This is a genomic window from Xylophilus sp. (assembly GCA_009914555.1).
Lineage (GTDB): Bacteria > Pseudomonadota > Gammaproteobacteria > Burkholderiales > Burkholderiaceae_C > WNDY01.
Genome location: WNDY01000028.1, coordinates 14,977 through 28,246 on the forward strand (window position 1 = coordinate 14,977; position 13,270 = coordinate 28,246).

Genomic DNA, 13,270 nt, shown 5'->3' on the forward strand with positions numbered 1-13,270 from the left:
CCGAGCGCCATGACCTCACCCGCCAACGCCTCCGTGTCCTCCGCCGCCGATTTCGAACACACGTTCGACTTGGCGCCGGTGTCGCTCTGGCTGGAGGACTACAGCGCGCTCAAGGCCCTGTTCGACCGCTGGCGCGCCGAAGGCGTGGCCGACCTGCGCGCCCACCTGGCCGGCGATCCGGCCCGTCTGGCCGAGAGCACGGCCGCCATCCGCGTGCTCCAGGTCAACCAGCGCACGCTCGACCTGTTCGCCGCGCCCGACCAGGCGGCGCTGCTCGGCAGCCTGGACCGCGTCTTCCGCGACGACATGTATGACGGCGTGGGCGAGGAATGGATGGCCCTGTGGGAAGGCCGCACCGTGTTCTCGAACCAGACCGTGAACTACGCGCTCGACGGCCGCCGGCTCGACGTGATCGTGCGCGGGCGCGTGCTGCCGGGCCACGAGGCGCGCTGGGACCGGGTGTTGGTCTCGGTCGAGGACGTGACCGCCCAGCAGGCCGCGCTACGCCGCGTGACCGACAGCGAGCAGTACGCGCGCGGCCTGTTCGAGCAGTCGCCGGTGTCGCTGTGGGTCGAGGACTTCAGCGCGGTGCGCCAGCTGCTCGATGAGGTCCGTCGCAACGGCATCGCCGACTTCCAGACCTTCCTGAAGGTGCACCCGAGCTTCATCACCCGCTGCATGCAGGAGATCCGCGTGATCGACGTGAACCGGCAGACGCTGGAGATGTTCGGCGCGCCGTCGAAGGAGCGGCTGCTCGGCGGCCTGCGCGAAGTGTTCCGCGACGAGATGCACGACTCCTTCGCCGAGCAGCTGGTGGACCTGTGGAGCGGCCGCACGGTGCAGCAGCGCGAGGTCGTCAACTACGCGCTGACCGGCGACCGCATCCATATCCACATGCAGTTCTCGGTGCTGCCGGGCCACGAGGCGCGCTGGGACCTGGTGCTGGTCTCGCTGGTGGACATCACCGCGCGCAAGAAGGCCGAGGCCTACCTCGAATACCTCGGCAAGCACGACGTGCTCACGCAGCTGCGCAACCGCGCCTACTACGCCGAGGAGATCAACCGCCTGATGCGCAAGGGACCGTGGCCGGTCGCCGTACTGGCCATCGACCTCAACGGCCTCAAGGCGGTCAACGACGAGCAGGGCCACGCGGCCGGCGACGCCATGCTGCGCCGCGTGGGCGAGGTGCTGGGCAAGGCGGTCGATGCGCCGGCCTGCGCCGCGCGCGTCGGCGGCGACGAGTTCGCCATCCTGCTGCCCGGCACCGACGAGCGCGGCGCCCAGGCGATGCGCGAGCGCATCGAGTCGCTGCTGGAGCTCAACAACCAGTTCTACACCGGCGCCACGCTGAGTCTGGCCATCGGCATCGCCGTCTGCCCCGCAGGCTCCCCGCTGGAGGCCGCACTGCAGCGCGCGGACGAGGCCATGTACGGCGAGAAGCTGCGCCACTACCGGGAGAGCGGCCGGCACCGTCGGATCAGATAGAGGGAGTATATGCCTCAAGCGCCCGCAAGCCGCGCGCTGGCAGGTGGAAGGCTGGAGAGTATCAGCCCTCGGCCACGCTGTGGCCGATCTCCGGCCAGCGGTGGTGCAGCCCGATCCACGACGCCAGCCCCACGCCCAGCATCGCGAGCGATGCCGCGGCCAGCGCGGGCGTCGAATGCATGACCAGCGGCGCGACCACGCCGGCCACCAGCCCGTTGGCCACCGAGCCCACGCAGGCCTGCAACGACGAGGCCATGCCGCGGCGCTCGGGGTAGAGGTCCAGCACCAGCAGCGTCACCACGGGCACCATCAGCGCCCAGCCGAAGGCGAACACGCCGATCGGCGGCAGCGCCCACCAGGGCTGCGCGGCGAACAGCAGGTTGGCGGCAAGGTTGACCAGGCCGACTGCCAGCATGATCAGAAAGCCGTGGCGGATCTGCCGCTTCGGCGCGATGCGGCCTGCGAGCCGGCCGCTGGTCCAGGCGCCGCCCATGATGCCGCCGATGGTCAGGATGAAGAACCAGAAGAACTGCGTCGGTCCCAGGTGCAGGTGCTCGCCGAGAAAGGCCGGCGCCGCCAGCACGTAGAGGAACATGCCGTTGAACGGCACGCCGCTGGCCAGCGCCAGCAGCATGAAGCGCGGGCTCGACAGCAGCTGCCAGTAGCCGGCCATCAGGTTGCGCACGTTGAACGGCTGGCGCTGCGAGGGATGCAGCGTCTCCGGCAGCAGGCGGAAGTTGGCTGTCCACAGCACGACGCCGACGGCGGTCAGGAACCAGAAGATGCTGTGCCAGCCCAGGTGCACGAACAGCCAGCCGCCCACCATCGGCGCCACGGCCGGAGCCACGCCGAAGTAGATCGTCACCTGGCTCATCACGCGCTGCGCCTGCGACGGCGGGAACACGTCGCGGATCACCGTGCGCGAGACCACGATGCCCGCGCCGGTCGACAGCCCCTGCAGCGCGCGCAGCAGCACCAGCTGGCCCACGCTCTGCGACAGCGCGCAGCCGGCGGAGGCCAGCGTGAACACCGCGAGCCCCGTCAGCACCACCGGCCGCCGGCCGAAGCTGTCGGCCAGTGCGCCGTGGAACAGGTTCATGAAGGCGAAGCCGAACAGGTAGGCCGACAGCGTCTGCTGCATCTCCACCGGCGTGGCGCCCAGCGCGGCGCCGATGCCCGAGAAGGCCGGGATGTAGGTGTCGATCGAGAAGGGCCCCAGCATGCCGAGCACGGCCAGCAGGACGGCCAGGGCCCAGCGGGGGCCGCGCCAGAGGTTCGCAGCGTCTGGATGCATGAGGGAGCTGTGTGGGAACGGTTGCCGCACGCCGCCATGGCGGGGAGCGGATGGTCCGCGTCTGTCGTGCGAACAGGCAAAAAAAGCGCGCAACCAGCTATAATACCGGGTGTTCCAGCTCGTGCCCCGCGTGAATTGTCCGGGAGCATGCCTGATGCCCCGGCACCCGCGAGATTCGCGCGGGCAGCCGGCCAGGCACGACGAGGATGGCGCCTTCGCAGCTGCCGCCTCTTGCGCACGCCGCACCGCCTGCGCTTCCCCCTTGCCGAACGATCCGCTGCCGAGTTCGCGCTGTCCTGGCGCCGGCCCATCCAGCGGGCTGCGCGGTGCGTGCCAGGCGCCTTTTTGAATTTGGAGATTTGAGACGATGGCCAAGGAAGAACTGATCGAAATGCAGGGCCAGGTGACCGAAGTCCTGCCGGACTCGCGTTTCCGCGTGACGCTCGACAACGGCCACCAGCTCGTGGCCTACACCGGCGGCAAGATGCGCAAGCACCACATCCGCATCCTGGCCGGCGACAAGGTGTCGCTGGAGATGTCGCCCTACGACCTGACCAAGGGCCGCATCACCTTCCGCCACCTGGCCGGCCGCGGCCCGGCGCCGAGCACGCCCCGCCGCTGACTGCCCGCCGCCCGCAGGCCGGGCAGCCACGGCACGAGCCGCGCTTCCTTGTCGCCGGAGCGCGGCTTTTCTTTGTGCGTGGAAGATACTCCCCATATTGGCCGCCCGTAGCACCCGTGTTTCAAGCGCTATGAGGCTATACCCCCGTGATAGCCTACCTGGGGGCCAAGCGGACGGCGCCGTCCAGCCGGATCACCTCGCCGTTGAGCATCTCGTTCTCGACGATGTGCTTGACCAGCTTCGCATAGTCCTGCGGCGTGCCCAGCCGCGACGGGAAGGGGATGCCCGCGGCCAGCGCGTCCTGCACCTCCTGCGGCATGCCGAAGACCATCGGCGTGCCGAAGATGCCGGGCGCGATCGTCATGTTGCGGATGCCGTTCCTTGCGAGGTCGCGCGCGATCGGCAGCGTCATTCCGACCACGCCGCCCTTGGAGGCGGCATACGCCGCCTGGCCGATCTGCCCGTCGTAGGCGGCGACCGAGGCGGTCGAGATCAGCACGCCGCGCTCGCCGGTGGCCGCATCGGGCGCGTTGCGGGCCATGGCCTCGGCCGCGAGGCGGATCATGTTGAAGCTGCCGATCAGGTTGACCGTGACCGTCCTGCTGAACAGCGCCAGGCTGTGCACGCCGTTCCTGCCCACCGTCTTCTCGGCTGGCGCGATGCCGGCGCAGTTCACCAGGCCCGACAGCCGGCCGGCCTGCACCGCCTTAGCCACCACGGCCTGGCCATCGGCCTCCTGGCTCACGTCGCAGCGCACGAAGTGGCCGCCGGTCTCGCGCGCGAGCGCCTCGCCGCGCTCCTGCTGCAGGTCGGCGATGACGACCGTCGCGCCCTCGGCGGCCAGCAGCCGCGCCGCTCCTTCGCCGAGGCCCGATGCGCCGCCGGTCACGATGAACACCTTGCCCTGGATTTCCATATGCGCTGTCTCCTTTGTCGAGAGGGTGAGATTGACGTGCACGTCAATTATGGCGGGGTCGCGATGCCGTACAGTGCCGCCTCCGCGACGCGCGGGGCGGCCGGCGCCGCCGCCGAAGACCCAGGTTCGAGCGAGAAAGAGATGATGAAGACACGACGATGCGGCGCGCTGCGCCGCTGGCCTGCCGCGCGCATGGCGGCGCTGGCGCTGGCCCTGGCCGCCGCCGGCTGTACCACCGCGCCGGTGGCGCCGCCTGCGGCCGCGCCGCCGGCCGTGACGCCCGCGGCGCTGCCGCTGCGCATCGGCTTGGCGCTCGGCGGCGGCGCAGCCCGTGGCTTCGCCCACGTGGGCGTGATCCAGGTGCTGGAGGAGGCCGGCATCCAGCCCGACTTCATCGTCGGCACCTCGGCCGGCAGCCTGGTAGCCGCGCTCTACGCCAGCGGCCGCAGCGGCGCGCAGCTCCAGCAGCTGGCCGAGACGATGGAGGAGGCCGCCTTCACCGACTGGACACTGCCGCTGCTGAGCGCCCGCGGCATGCTGCGCGGCGAGGCGCTGGCCCGCTACGTCAACGGCATGGTGGCCAACAGGCCGATCGAAACCATGCCGCGGCCGCTGGGCATCGTGGCGACCGACCTGCACAGCGGCAACGGCGTGCTGTTCCAGCGCGGCAGCGCCGGCACCGCCGTGCGGGCGTCGAGCGCGGTGCCGGCGGTGTTTCAGCCGGTGGCGATCGCCGGGCGCGAATACGTGGACGGCGGCCTGGTCGCCCCGGTGCCGGTGCGCTATGCGCACCAGATGGGCGCCAACTTCGTGATCGCGGTCGACATCTCGGCCGCGCCCGAAGGCAACCCCACGGCCGATACCTTGCAGGTGCTGCTGCAGACCTTCGCCATCATGGGCCGCAGCATCAACAGCTACGAACTGCGCGATGCCGACGTGGTGGTGCGCCCCGGGCTGGCCGGCGTGGGCAGCGCCGACTTCACCTCGCGCCGCCGCTCGATCGAGGCCGGCCGCGTGGCGATGCGGCAGGCGCTGCCGGCGCTGCAGGCGGCCCTGGCCGCCCGCGCACCGCACTGACGAGGAGTACGGGCACAAAAAAGCCCGGTCGACAGACCGGGCTGGCAAGGATCCCGAAGCCGCGTGGCTTTCCAGGGACCCGAGGAGACCTGGATGCCGCGCCGCCCTGCGGGCAGCGCAGCGGATCAGGAATTCAGCGCTTCTTCGGCGCGGCGGCCGAGGCGGCGGCAGCGGCGTTGGCCGTGGCCGTCTTGGCGGCGTTGGTGGCCTGGGTGGTCACGGCGTTGAAGTTGGCTTCGGCCACGTCGGACGCCTGCTTGACCGCCTTCTGCACCGATTCGAAAGCGTTGTTGGCGGCCGAGACGGCGCTCTTGAACACGGCGACGGCGGTTTCCGAGCCGGCCGGCGCATTGCGGGCGGCGTTGTCGACCAGGCCGACGAAGTTCTGCTGGGCCTCGGCGGCCTTGGCTTCGAAGGCGCGGCTGAATTCGCTGCTCGTGGAGGAGGCGATGTCGTAGAGATGGCGGCTGTACGAGGCGCTCTTCTCGGCCAGCGGCTGCAGCAGGTTGGCCTGCAGGGCCAGTAGCTCCTGCACGTCGCGCACGCCAAGCACGGCCTGGGTGTGGCTGGCGGCATCGGCCAGGGCGGCGCGCGAGGCGGTCACGTTCAGCTCCACCAGCTTCTCCACGCCTTCGAAGGCCTTGCTGGTCAGGCCGAACAGCGTGTCGATGTTGGCTTTGTGGGTTGCCAGGATTTGCTCGGCAGTCACGGACATGGAAAGCTCCTAGAAAGGGATGGTCAATGATCGAAAAGGGGGACTTCTTCCTGTCTGCGCCGTGTTTATGTTGCGGTGCAGCATTGTTGTCAAGTATAGATAGGCTGCGCACCGATGCAAGGCATTTTTGCTGCATTGCAGCAATCTAGAGGCAGTTCTCTAGAGCCTGGCCCGCCGGCGCCGGGCCGCAGGGATGCGCCGGCGGCTGGCAGAATTCCCGCCAGGAGCAGCCACGCAAGAGACACCGCCGCCAGCCCTGCGCGGCGTGCATGCCTTCATACCATGATCATCCAGAGCCTTCTCGACACCGACCTGTACAAGTTCACCATGATGCAGGTGGTGCTCCACCAGTTCCCGGGCGCGCAGGCCGAGTACCGCTTCCGCTGCCGCACGCCCGGCATCGATCTGGCGTCGCACGTGGCCGACATCCGCGCCGAGATCCGCCATCTCTGCACGCTGCGCTTCCACGAGGCCGAGCTGGCCTACCTGCGGGCCATGCGCTTCATCAAGAGCGACTTCGTCGACTTCCTCGGCCTGTTCCAGCTCAACGAGCGCAACATCGCGGTCACGCCGCTGTCCACGGGCGAGATCGACATCACGATCAAGGGGCCGTGGCTGCACACGATCCTGTTCGAGATACCGGTGCTTGCGATCGTCAACGAGGTCTACTTCCGCAACACCCAGCGTGTGCCCGACCTGGCCGAGGGCCGCCGCCGCCTCATCGCCAAGCTCGGCCAGCTGCAGGCCGAGGGCAGCGACCTCAAGATTGCCGACTACGGCACGCGCCGGCGCTTCAGCCGCGATTGGCAGGAGGAGGTGCTGCGCACGCTCGTCGCCCGGCTCGGCACCGGCGCACGGGGCCAACTCGCGGGCACCAGCAACGTGCTGTTCGCGATGAAGCACGGCCTCACGCCGCTGGGCACCATGGCCCACGAATACCTCCAGGCCTGCCAGGGCCTGGGGCCGCGGCTGCGCGACAGCCAGGTGTTCGGTTTCGAGTCGTGGGCCCGGGAATACCGCGGCGACCTCGGCATCGCGCTGTCGGACGTCTACGGCATCAACGCCTTCCTGCGCGACTTCGACATGTACTTCTGCAAGCTGTTCGACGGTGCGCGCCACGACAGCGGCGACCCGTTCGCCTGGGGCGAGCGCATCATCGAGCACTACCGCGCCAACCGCGTCGATCCGCGCACCAAGACGCTGATCTTCAGCGACAGCCTCACGATCCCGCGCGTCATCGAGCTCTACCGCCGCTTCCAGGGCCGCTGCCAGCTGGCCTTCGGCATCGGCACCAACCTGACCAACGACCTCGGCTACGAGCCGCTGCAGATCGTCATCAAGATGGTGCGCTGCAACGGCCAGCCGGTGGCCAAGCTCTCCGACTCGCCCGGCAAGAACATGTGCGACGACGAGAAATACCTGGCCTACCTGCGCCAGGTCTTCGAAATACCCGAGCCTGTATAGCCCTGTAGCGGGCTTCGGACGGCCGTTGTACGGCAATCGTGGTGGGAGTATCCGAGCTCCTGCCGTTTCTCCCTTTCTTTGCGCAGCCATGACCACCGACCGCAGCAAGCCCCGCATCCTCGTCGCCCGCGCCGTCTTCCCCGACATCATCGACCGCCTGTCGCGGCACTTCGCGGTCGAGCACAACCAGGGCGACGCGCCCTGGGGCCCGGCCGAACTGGCCGTGCGGCTGGCCGACAAGGACGGCGCGCTCACCACCGGCAGCGAGCGCATCGACGCCGCGCTGCTCGCGGCCGCGCCGCGGCTGAAGATCGTCGCCAACATGGCCGTGGGCTACAACAACTTCGACGTCGACGCGCTCGCCGCGCGCGGCGTGGTCGGCACCAACACGCCCGACGTGCTGACCGAGACCACGGCCGACTTCGGCTTCGCGCTGCTGCTGGCCACGGCGCGCCGCATCACCGAGAGCGAGCACTACCTGCGCGCGGGCGCCTGGAAGCGCTGGCGCTACGACATGTTCGCCGGCGCCGAGGTGCACGGCAGCACGCTCGGCATCCTTGGCATGGGCCGCATCGGCCAGGGCATCGCCCGGCGCGGCGCCCACGGCTTCGGCATGGACGTGGTCTACCACAACCGCTCGCGCCTCGGTCCGGAGCTGGAGGCCGCATGCCGGGCCCGCTACGTCGGCACGGACGAACTGCTGGCCACGGCCGACCACCTCGTGCTGGTGCTGCCGTACTCGGCCGCGTCGCACCATGCGATCGGCGCGGCCGAGCTGGCGAAGATGAAGCCCACGGCCACCCTCGTCAACATCGCGCGCGGCGGCATCGTGGACGACGCGGCGCTGGCCGCGGCGCTGCGCGCAGGCCGCATCGCGGCCGCCGGCCTCGACGTGTTCGCGGGCGAGCCCGAAGTGCATCCGGAATTGCTCGCACTGAAGAACGTGGTGCTCACGCCGCACATCGCCAGCGCCACCGTCGCCACGCGGCGGGCGATGGCGAATCTGGCGGCGGACAACCTGATCGCGTTCTTCGAAGGGCGCGGAGCGCTCACGCCGGTGAACGCGGTGCGCGGCGCCTGATGCGGGCGGACATCCTGATCCTGGGGGCGCTCGCCGCGCTCAACCTGGTGCTTCTGGTCGCGCTGCTGCTGCGCAGGAACGGCAATGGTATCGACGCTGACCACATCGACCGCCTGGAACACGCGCTGCGGCGCGACATCGACGCTGCCGCACGCGGCGCGCGCCAGGAGCAGGCGCAGTCCTTCGCCACCTTCCAGCGCAGCATGGTGCAGCAGGCAGGCGAGGCCACGCGCACGCAGAACCACCAGATCGACGCGCTGGCCCAGCAGATCGGCCTGCTGCAGCGCGGCCTCGGCGACACGCTGTCCACCCAACTGCATGCGTTGAGCGAAGCCAACGCGCGCCGCATGGCCGAGGTGCGCGCCACGCTCGAAGCCCAGCTCGCGCAACTGCAGGCCGGCAATGCCGAGCGGCTCGATGCGATGCGCAGGACGGTCGACGAGCGGCTGCAGACCACACTGGAGACGCGCCTGGGCGAGAGCTTCCGCCAGGTGGCCGAGCGGCTGGAGCAGGTGCACCGCGGCCTGGGCGAGATGCAGACGCTGGCGCAGGGCGTGGGCGACTTGAAGAGCCTGCTGGCCAACGTCAAGACCCGCGGCACCTTCGGCGAGACGCAGCTCGGCGCGCTGCTGGAGCAGGTGTTCGCACCCGACCAGTACGTGGCCCAGGCCGTCACGCGGCCCGGCGTGCGCCATGCGGTGGACTACGCGATCCGCCTGCCGGGCCGCGGCGACGCGGGCGCGCCGCTGTGGCTGCCGATCGACGCCAAGTTCCCGAACGAGGACTATGCGCGCCTGCTCGACGCCCAGCAGCGCGCCGACGCTACCGCCGCCGAACTGGCCGCGCGCGCGCTGGAGGCCCGCATCCGGCTGGAGGCGCGCTCCATCGCCGAGAAGTACGTCGAGCCGCCGCACACGACCGACTTCGCCATCCTCTTCTTGCCGACCGAGGGACTTTATGCCGAGGTGCTGCGGCGCCCGGGCCTGGTGGAGGCGCTGCAGCGCGAGCACCGCGTGACGCTGGCCGGGCCGACTACGCTGCTGGCCATGCTCAACGCGCTGCAGATGGGCTTCCGCACGCTGGCGCTGGAGCGGCGGTCGAGCGAGGTCTGGCAGGTGCTGGGCGCGGTCAAGACCGAATTCGGCAAGTTCGGCGACGTGCTTGGCAAGGTGCGCAACCAGGCGCAGACGGTGCTCAACACGCTCGATGCGGCGCAGACCCGCACCAACGTGCTCAACCGCGCGCTGCGCCAGGTCGAGGCGCTGCCCGACGAGCAGGCCCGCGGCCTGCTGCCGGCCGTGCCCGACGCGGAGCCGCCGCAGCCATGATGCCGGGGCTGCTGTCGCTCGTTGCGGCCCAGGTCTTCCTGCATGCCTGCATGACCGGTGTGCGGCTGGCCGCGCCGCTGCTTGCGCTGCGCGCGGGCTACAGCGCCGCGGCCGTCGGCATGCTGCTTGCGCTGTTCGCGCTGACACAGGTATTCCTTGCGCTGCCGGCCGGCCGCTATGCCGACCGCCACGGGCTGCGCCGGCCGCTGGCCATCGCGGTCGGCGTGGCCGTCGGCGGCGCGGCGCTGGCCGCGGCCTGGCCGGTGTTTCCGGTGCTCTGCGCCGCAGCGCTGGCCACTGGCGGCGCCAGCGGCGCGGCCTCGATCGTGCTGCAGCGCCACGTCGGCCGCATCGCCGAAGGGGCGACCGCGCTGCGCCAGGCCTTCAGCTGGCTCGCGCTCGGGCCGGCGGTATCGAGCTTCATCGGGCCGTTCAGCGCCGGGCTGGCGATCGACCTGGCGGGCTTTCGCGCGGCCTTCGCGCTGCTGGCACTGCTGCCGCTGGCCAGCTGGTGGTGCGCGCGCGGCGTCACCGAGCTGCCGCCGGTGGCGCCGCCGCCGGGAGCCAGCCGGGCCCGCGTGTGGGACCTGCTCAGGGAGGGCGAATTCCGCCGCCTGCTGCTGATCAACTGGATCGTCTCGTCCTGCTGGGACGTGCACACCTTCCTCGTGCCGGTGATCGGCAACGAGCGTGCGCTGAGCGCCTCGGCCATCGGCACGGTGCTCGGCAGCTTTGCCGTGGCGGCGGCGCTCGTGCGCCTGGCGCTGCCGCTGCTGGCGCAGCGCCTGCGCGAGTCGGCGGTGGTCGCCTGGGCCATGGCCGCCGTGGCGGCGGTGTTTGCCGTCTACCCGCTCATGCGCGGCGCCTGGGGCATGGCCGCCTGCTCGGTGCTGCTGGGCCTGGCGCTCGGCGCGGTGCAGCCGATGATCATGAGCATGCTGCACCAGATCACGCCGCACGAGCGCCACGGCGAGGCGCTGGGCCTGCGGCTCATGGCGATCAACGCATCGAGCGTGGCCATGCCGATGCTGTTCGGCTCGGCCGGCGCGGCGCTCGGCGCGGCCAGCGTGTTCTGGGTGATCGGCGTGGCCGTGGCGCTGGGCACGCGCACGGCCTGGCGGCTCGGGCGCTCGCTCTGAGCGAGGCCGGCGGCGCCGCTGCGGCGCAATCCCCATAATCGCGCCATGACCGCGCTGCCCCCCGACCGATGAGTATCCGCCACGACGCGCCGCCCGCCGCCGCGACACGGGTGCTGCGCGAGAGCATCACGCTCGTGGACGTGGCCCGCGTGGCCGGCGTGTCCAAGATCACCGCCTCGCGCGCGCTGAGCAACCCCGCGCTGGTCACGCCCGAGACCCGCCAGCGGGTGCACGACGCGGTGCGCGCCACCGGCTACGTGCCCAACCTCGTGGCCGGCGGGCTCAAGTCCAACCGCTCGCGCCTGATCGCCTGCGTGGTGCCGACGATCTCCTCGGGCTCGGCGTTCCTGAGCGCGGTGCAGGCCATGAGCGCGACGCTGGCCGCCGCGGGCTACCAGGTCATGCTCGGCGAGAAGGGCTACGACCCGGCGCGCGAGGAGGCGCTGGTCGACGCGGTCATCGCGCGCCGGCCCGACGGCATCGTGGTGGTTGGCGTCATGCAGTCCGAGGCCGCGCGCGAGCGGCTGCGCGCCACGGGTCTGCCGGTGGTGGAGGCGTGGGACATGACCGACGCGCCGATCGACATGGTGGTGGGCTTCTCGCACGAGGCCGCCGGCGAGGCCATCGCCAGCTACCTGCATGCGCAGGGCCGCCGGCGCCTGGCGCTCATCACTGCCAGCGAGCCGCGGGCCGTCCTGCGCGCGCGCGGCTTCCAGGCCGGCGCGCGCCGGCTGGGGCTGGTGCAGGGCACCGAAGACGGCCTGCCGGCCTACCAGGGCGGCGCGCCGTCGCGCATGCGGCACGGTCGCGAGGGGCTGGCTGCGCTGCTGCAGCGGCATCCGGAGATCGACGCGGTGTACTGCGCGTCCGACCTGATCGCCGTCGGCGCGCTCATGGAGGCCGGCCTGCAGGGCATCGCCGTGCCGCAGCGCATGGCCGTCGTCGGCTTCGGCGACCTCGACTTCGCAGCCGACACGGTGCCGGCGCTCACCACGCTGCGGGTGGACAGCGCCGTCATCGGCCGTGCCGCCGCGCATGCCATCCTGGCCCGCATGGACGGCACCGGACCGGACGAGCCGGTGCGCGACTTCGGTTTCCAGATGGTTGTCCGCGACAGCGGCTGACCGCCTCTTCCTTTCCACGACATCCGGGCAAACCCGCTCCTTGGGCCTGGATGGTACCGATATCATGGCTTGCATGATACCGATACCATGCACCTTGACCCTTGCTGGAGCCGTTACCGATGCTTGACCAAACGCGTGGCGTCTACATCGTCACCCAGACCCCCTTCGACGATGCCGGCGCGGTGGACCTGCCCAGCATCGACACGCTGGTCGACTTCTACCTGAAGCACGGCGCCGACGGCCTCACGGTGCTGGGCGTGGCCGGCGAAGCCGGCAAGCTCACGCCGCAGGAAGCCCGCGCGGTGGCCGGGCGCTTCATCCGCCGCGCGCAGGGCAGGCCGGTGGTCGTCGGCGTCAGCAGCGCCAGCGTGGCCCAGCTGCGCGAGCTGACGGCCGAGGTCATGGACCTGGGCGCGGCCGGTGTGATGATCGCGCCGCCGGGCGGCCTGCGCACCGAGGAGGAGCTGTTCTCGTACTTCGCCACCGTCTTCCGCGAGATCGGCGACGTGCCGACGGTGCTGCAGGACTTCCCGTTCTCCACCGGCACCTGGATGTCGGTGGCGTCGATCCTGCAGCTCGTGGAGCGCCATCCGCAGATCCAGGTGCTCAAGGAGGAGGACCTGCCGAGCATCACCAAGATCACCAAGCTGCGCGAGGCCCAGGGCCGCCGCATCGCGATCCTGACCGGCAACAACGCGATGTTCCTGCCGCTGGAGATGGGCCGCGGCATCGACGGCCCGATGGCCGGCTTCTCGCATCCCGAGATGCTCTCGGGCGTCTACCGGCTCTTCCAGCAGCGCCAGGTCGAGGAAGCCCACGACCTGTTCGACGCCTACCTGCCGCTGCTGAGCTACGAGAACCAGAGCCAGTGGGGCGTGGCCGTGCGCAAGGAGGTGCTGCGCCGGCGCGGCGCCATCGGCAGCGCCGCCATGCGCTCGCCGGGGCCGAGGCTCACGCCGGTCGACCTCGGCGAGATCGACCGCCTGGTGCGCCGCACCGCCGCCGCGGCCGCACGCTGGAACTGA

The 13,270-nt window shown here is 70.8% G+C and carries 12 protein-coding genes; 9 read left to right on the top strand and 3 right to left on the bottom strand.

Annotated elements, in window-relative coordinates; genetic code table 11:
- Nucleotides 1-9: 9 nt before the first annotated feature.
- Nucleotides 10-1,485, top strand: coding sequence for a sensor domain-containing diguanylate cyclase (locus tag GAK38_RS13395; RefSeq protein ID WP_325344886.1), 1,476 nt, complete (start codon nucleotides 10-12; stop codon nucleotides 1,483-1,485).
- Between the two features lie 61 nt (nucleotides 1,486-1,546).
- Here GAK38_RS13395 and GAK38_RS13400 read toward each other — a convergent pair whose 3' ends face one another.
- Nucleotides 1,547-2,779, bottom strand: coding sequence for a multidrug effflux MFS transporter (locus tag GAK38_RS13400; protein WP_325344888.1), 1,233 nt, complete (start codon nucleotides 2,777-2,779; stop codon nucleotides 1,547-1,549).
- Nucleotides 2,780-3,146: 367 nt separating this feature from the next.
- Here GAK38_RS13400 and infA point away from each other — a divergent pair, with 367 nt between their 5' ends.
- A complete protein-coding gene (gene infA / locus GAK38_RS13405; RefSeq protein WP_325344890.1) occupies nucleotides 3,147-3,401 on the top strand; it encodes a translation initiation factor IF-1 in 255 nt (84 codons plus the stop codon).
- 154 nt (nucleotides 3,402-3,555) lie between these two features.
- On the opposite strand, the gene GAK38_RS13410 is transcribed toward infA, so the two are convergent.
- A complete protein-coding gene (locus GAK38_RS13410) occupies nucleotides 3,556-4,317 on the bottom strand; it encodes a 3-hydroxyacyl-CoA dehydrogenase (RefSeq protein ID WP_325344892.1) in 762 nt (253 codons plus the stop codon).
- 144 nt (nucleotides 4,318-4,461) lie between these two features.
- Between GAK38_RS13410 and GAK38_RS13415 the strand changes: the two genes are divergently transcribed.
- A complete protein-coding gene (locus GAK38_RS13415; RefSeq protein ID WP_325344894.1) occupies nucleotides 4,462-5,394 on the top strand; it encodes a patatin-like phospholipase family protein in 933 nt (310 codons plus the stop codon).
- A 133-nt stretch (nucleotides 5,395-5,527) separates the two neighbouring features.
- Here GAK38_RS13415 and GAK38_RS13420 read toward each other — a convergent pair whose 3' ends face one another.
- Nucleotides 5,528-6,109: a phasin family protein gene (locus tag GAK38_RS13420; RefSeq protein ID WP_325344896.1), complete on the bottom strand. Its 582-nt coding sequence runs from the start codon at nucleotides 6,107-6,109 to the stop codon at nucleotides 5,528-5,530.
- Between the two features lie 282 nt (nucleotides 6,110-6,391).
- Between GAK38_RS13420 and pncB the strand changes: the two genes are divergently transcribed.
- The 6 genes from pncB (at nucleotide 6,392) to GAK38_RS13450 (ending at nucleotide 13,270) form a co-directional block, all read left to right on the top strand.
- Nucleotides 6,392-7,573 carry a nicotinate phosphoribosyltransferase gene (gene pncB / locus GAK38_RS13425; protein ID WP_325344898.1) on the top strand — a complete coding sequence of 394 codons (1,182 nt, stop codon included), beginning with the start codon at nucleotides 6,392-6,394 and terminating at the stop codon, nucleotides 7,571-7,573.
- Between the two features lie 88 nt (nucleotides 7,574-7,661).
- Complete coding sequence (locus GAK38_RS13430) at nucleotides 7,662-8,654, top strand: 2-hydroxyacid dehydrogenase (protein WP_325344900.1); 993 nt, start codon at nucleotides 7,662-7,664, stop codon at nucleotides 8,652-8,654.
- Entirely contained in the window at nucleotides 8,654-9,982 is a 1,329-nt protein-coding gene (locus GAK38_RS13435) for a DNA recombination protein RmuC (RefSeq protein WP_325344902.1), read from the top strand. Before GAK38_RS13430 ends, GAK38_RS13435 begins: the two co-directional genes overlap by 1 nt.
- Nucleotides 9,979-11,121: an MFS transporter gene (locus tag GAK38_RS13440; RefSeq protein ID WP_325344904.1), complete on the top strand. Its 1,143-nt coding sequence runs from the start codon at nucleotides 9,979-9,981 to the stop codon at nucleotides 11,119-11,121. The genes GAK38_RS13435 and GAK38_RS13440 overlap by 4 nt, the downstream gene beginning before the upstream one ends.
- Nucleotides 11,122-11,189: 68 nt before the next feature.
- Complete coding sequence (locus tag GAK38_RS13445) at nucleotides 11,190-12,245, top strand: LacI family DNA-binding transcriptional regulator (RefSeq protein ID WP_325344906.1); 1,056 nt, start codon at nucleotides 11,190-11,192, stop codon at nucleotides 12,243-12,245.
- A gap of 119 nt (nucleotides 12,246-12,364) precedes the next feature.
- The gene (locus GAK38_RS13450; RefSeq protein ID WP_325344908.1) at nucleotides 12,365-13,270 is read left to right on the top strand and encodes a dihydrodipicolinate synthase family protein; all 906 of its coding nucleotides are present in this window, start codon (nucleotides 12,365-12,367) and stop codon (nucleotides 13,268-13,270) included.

Excerpts from the sequence above, each read along its gene's own strand:
- GAK38_RS13435 (WP_325344902.1), top strand. The coding sequence starts at position 8,654 with ATGCGGGCGGACATCCTGATCCTGGGGGCGCTCGCCGCGCTCAACCTG.
- GAK38_RS13445 (WP_325344906.1), top strand. The coding sequence starts at position 11,190 with ATGAGTATCCGCCACGACGCGCCGCCCGCCGCCGCGACACGGGTGCTG.
- GAK38_RS13440 (WP_325344904.1), top strand. The coding sequence starts at position 9,979 with ATGATGCCGGGGCTGCTGTCGCTCGTTGCGGCCCAGGTCTTCCTGCAT.
- GAK38_RS13395 (WP_325344886.1), top strand. The coding sequence starts at position 10 with ATGACCTCACCCGCCAACGCCTCCGTGTCCTCCGCCGCCGATTTCGAA.
- infA (WP_325344890.1), top strand. The coding sequence starts at position 3,147 with ATGGCCAAGGAAGAACTGATCGAAATGCAGGGCCAGGTGACCGAAGTC.
- GAK38_RS13410 (WP_325344892.1), bottom strand. The coding sequence starts at position 4,317 with ATGGAAATCCAGGGCAAGGTGTTCATCGTGACCGGCGGCGCATCGGGC.
- GAK38_RS13415 (WP_325344894.1), top strand. The coding sequence starts at position 4,462 with ATGAAGACACGACGATGCGGCGCGCTGCGCCGCTGGCCTGCCGCGCGC.
- GAK38_RS13400 (WP_325344888.1), bottom strand. The coding sequence starts at position 2,779 with ATGCATCCAGACGCTGCGAACCTCTGGCGCGGCCCCCGCTGGGCCCTG.
- GAK38_RS13450 (WP_325344908.1), top strand. The coding sequence starts at position 12,365 with ATGCTTGACCAAACGCGTGGCGTCTACATCGTCACCCAGACCCCCTTC.
- GAK38_RS13420 (WP_325344896.1), bottom strand. The coding sequence starts at position 6,109 with ATGTCCGTGACTGCCGAGCAAATCCTGGCAACCCACAAAGCCAACATC.
- GAK38_RS13430 (WP_325344900.1), top strand. The coding sequence starts at position 7,662 with ATGACCACCGACCGCAGCAAGCCCCGCATCCTCGTCGCCCGCGCCGTC.
- pncB (WP_325344898.1), top strand. The coding sequence starts at position 6,392 with ATGATCATCCAGAGCCTTCTCGACACCGACCTGTACAAGTTCACCATG.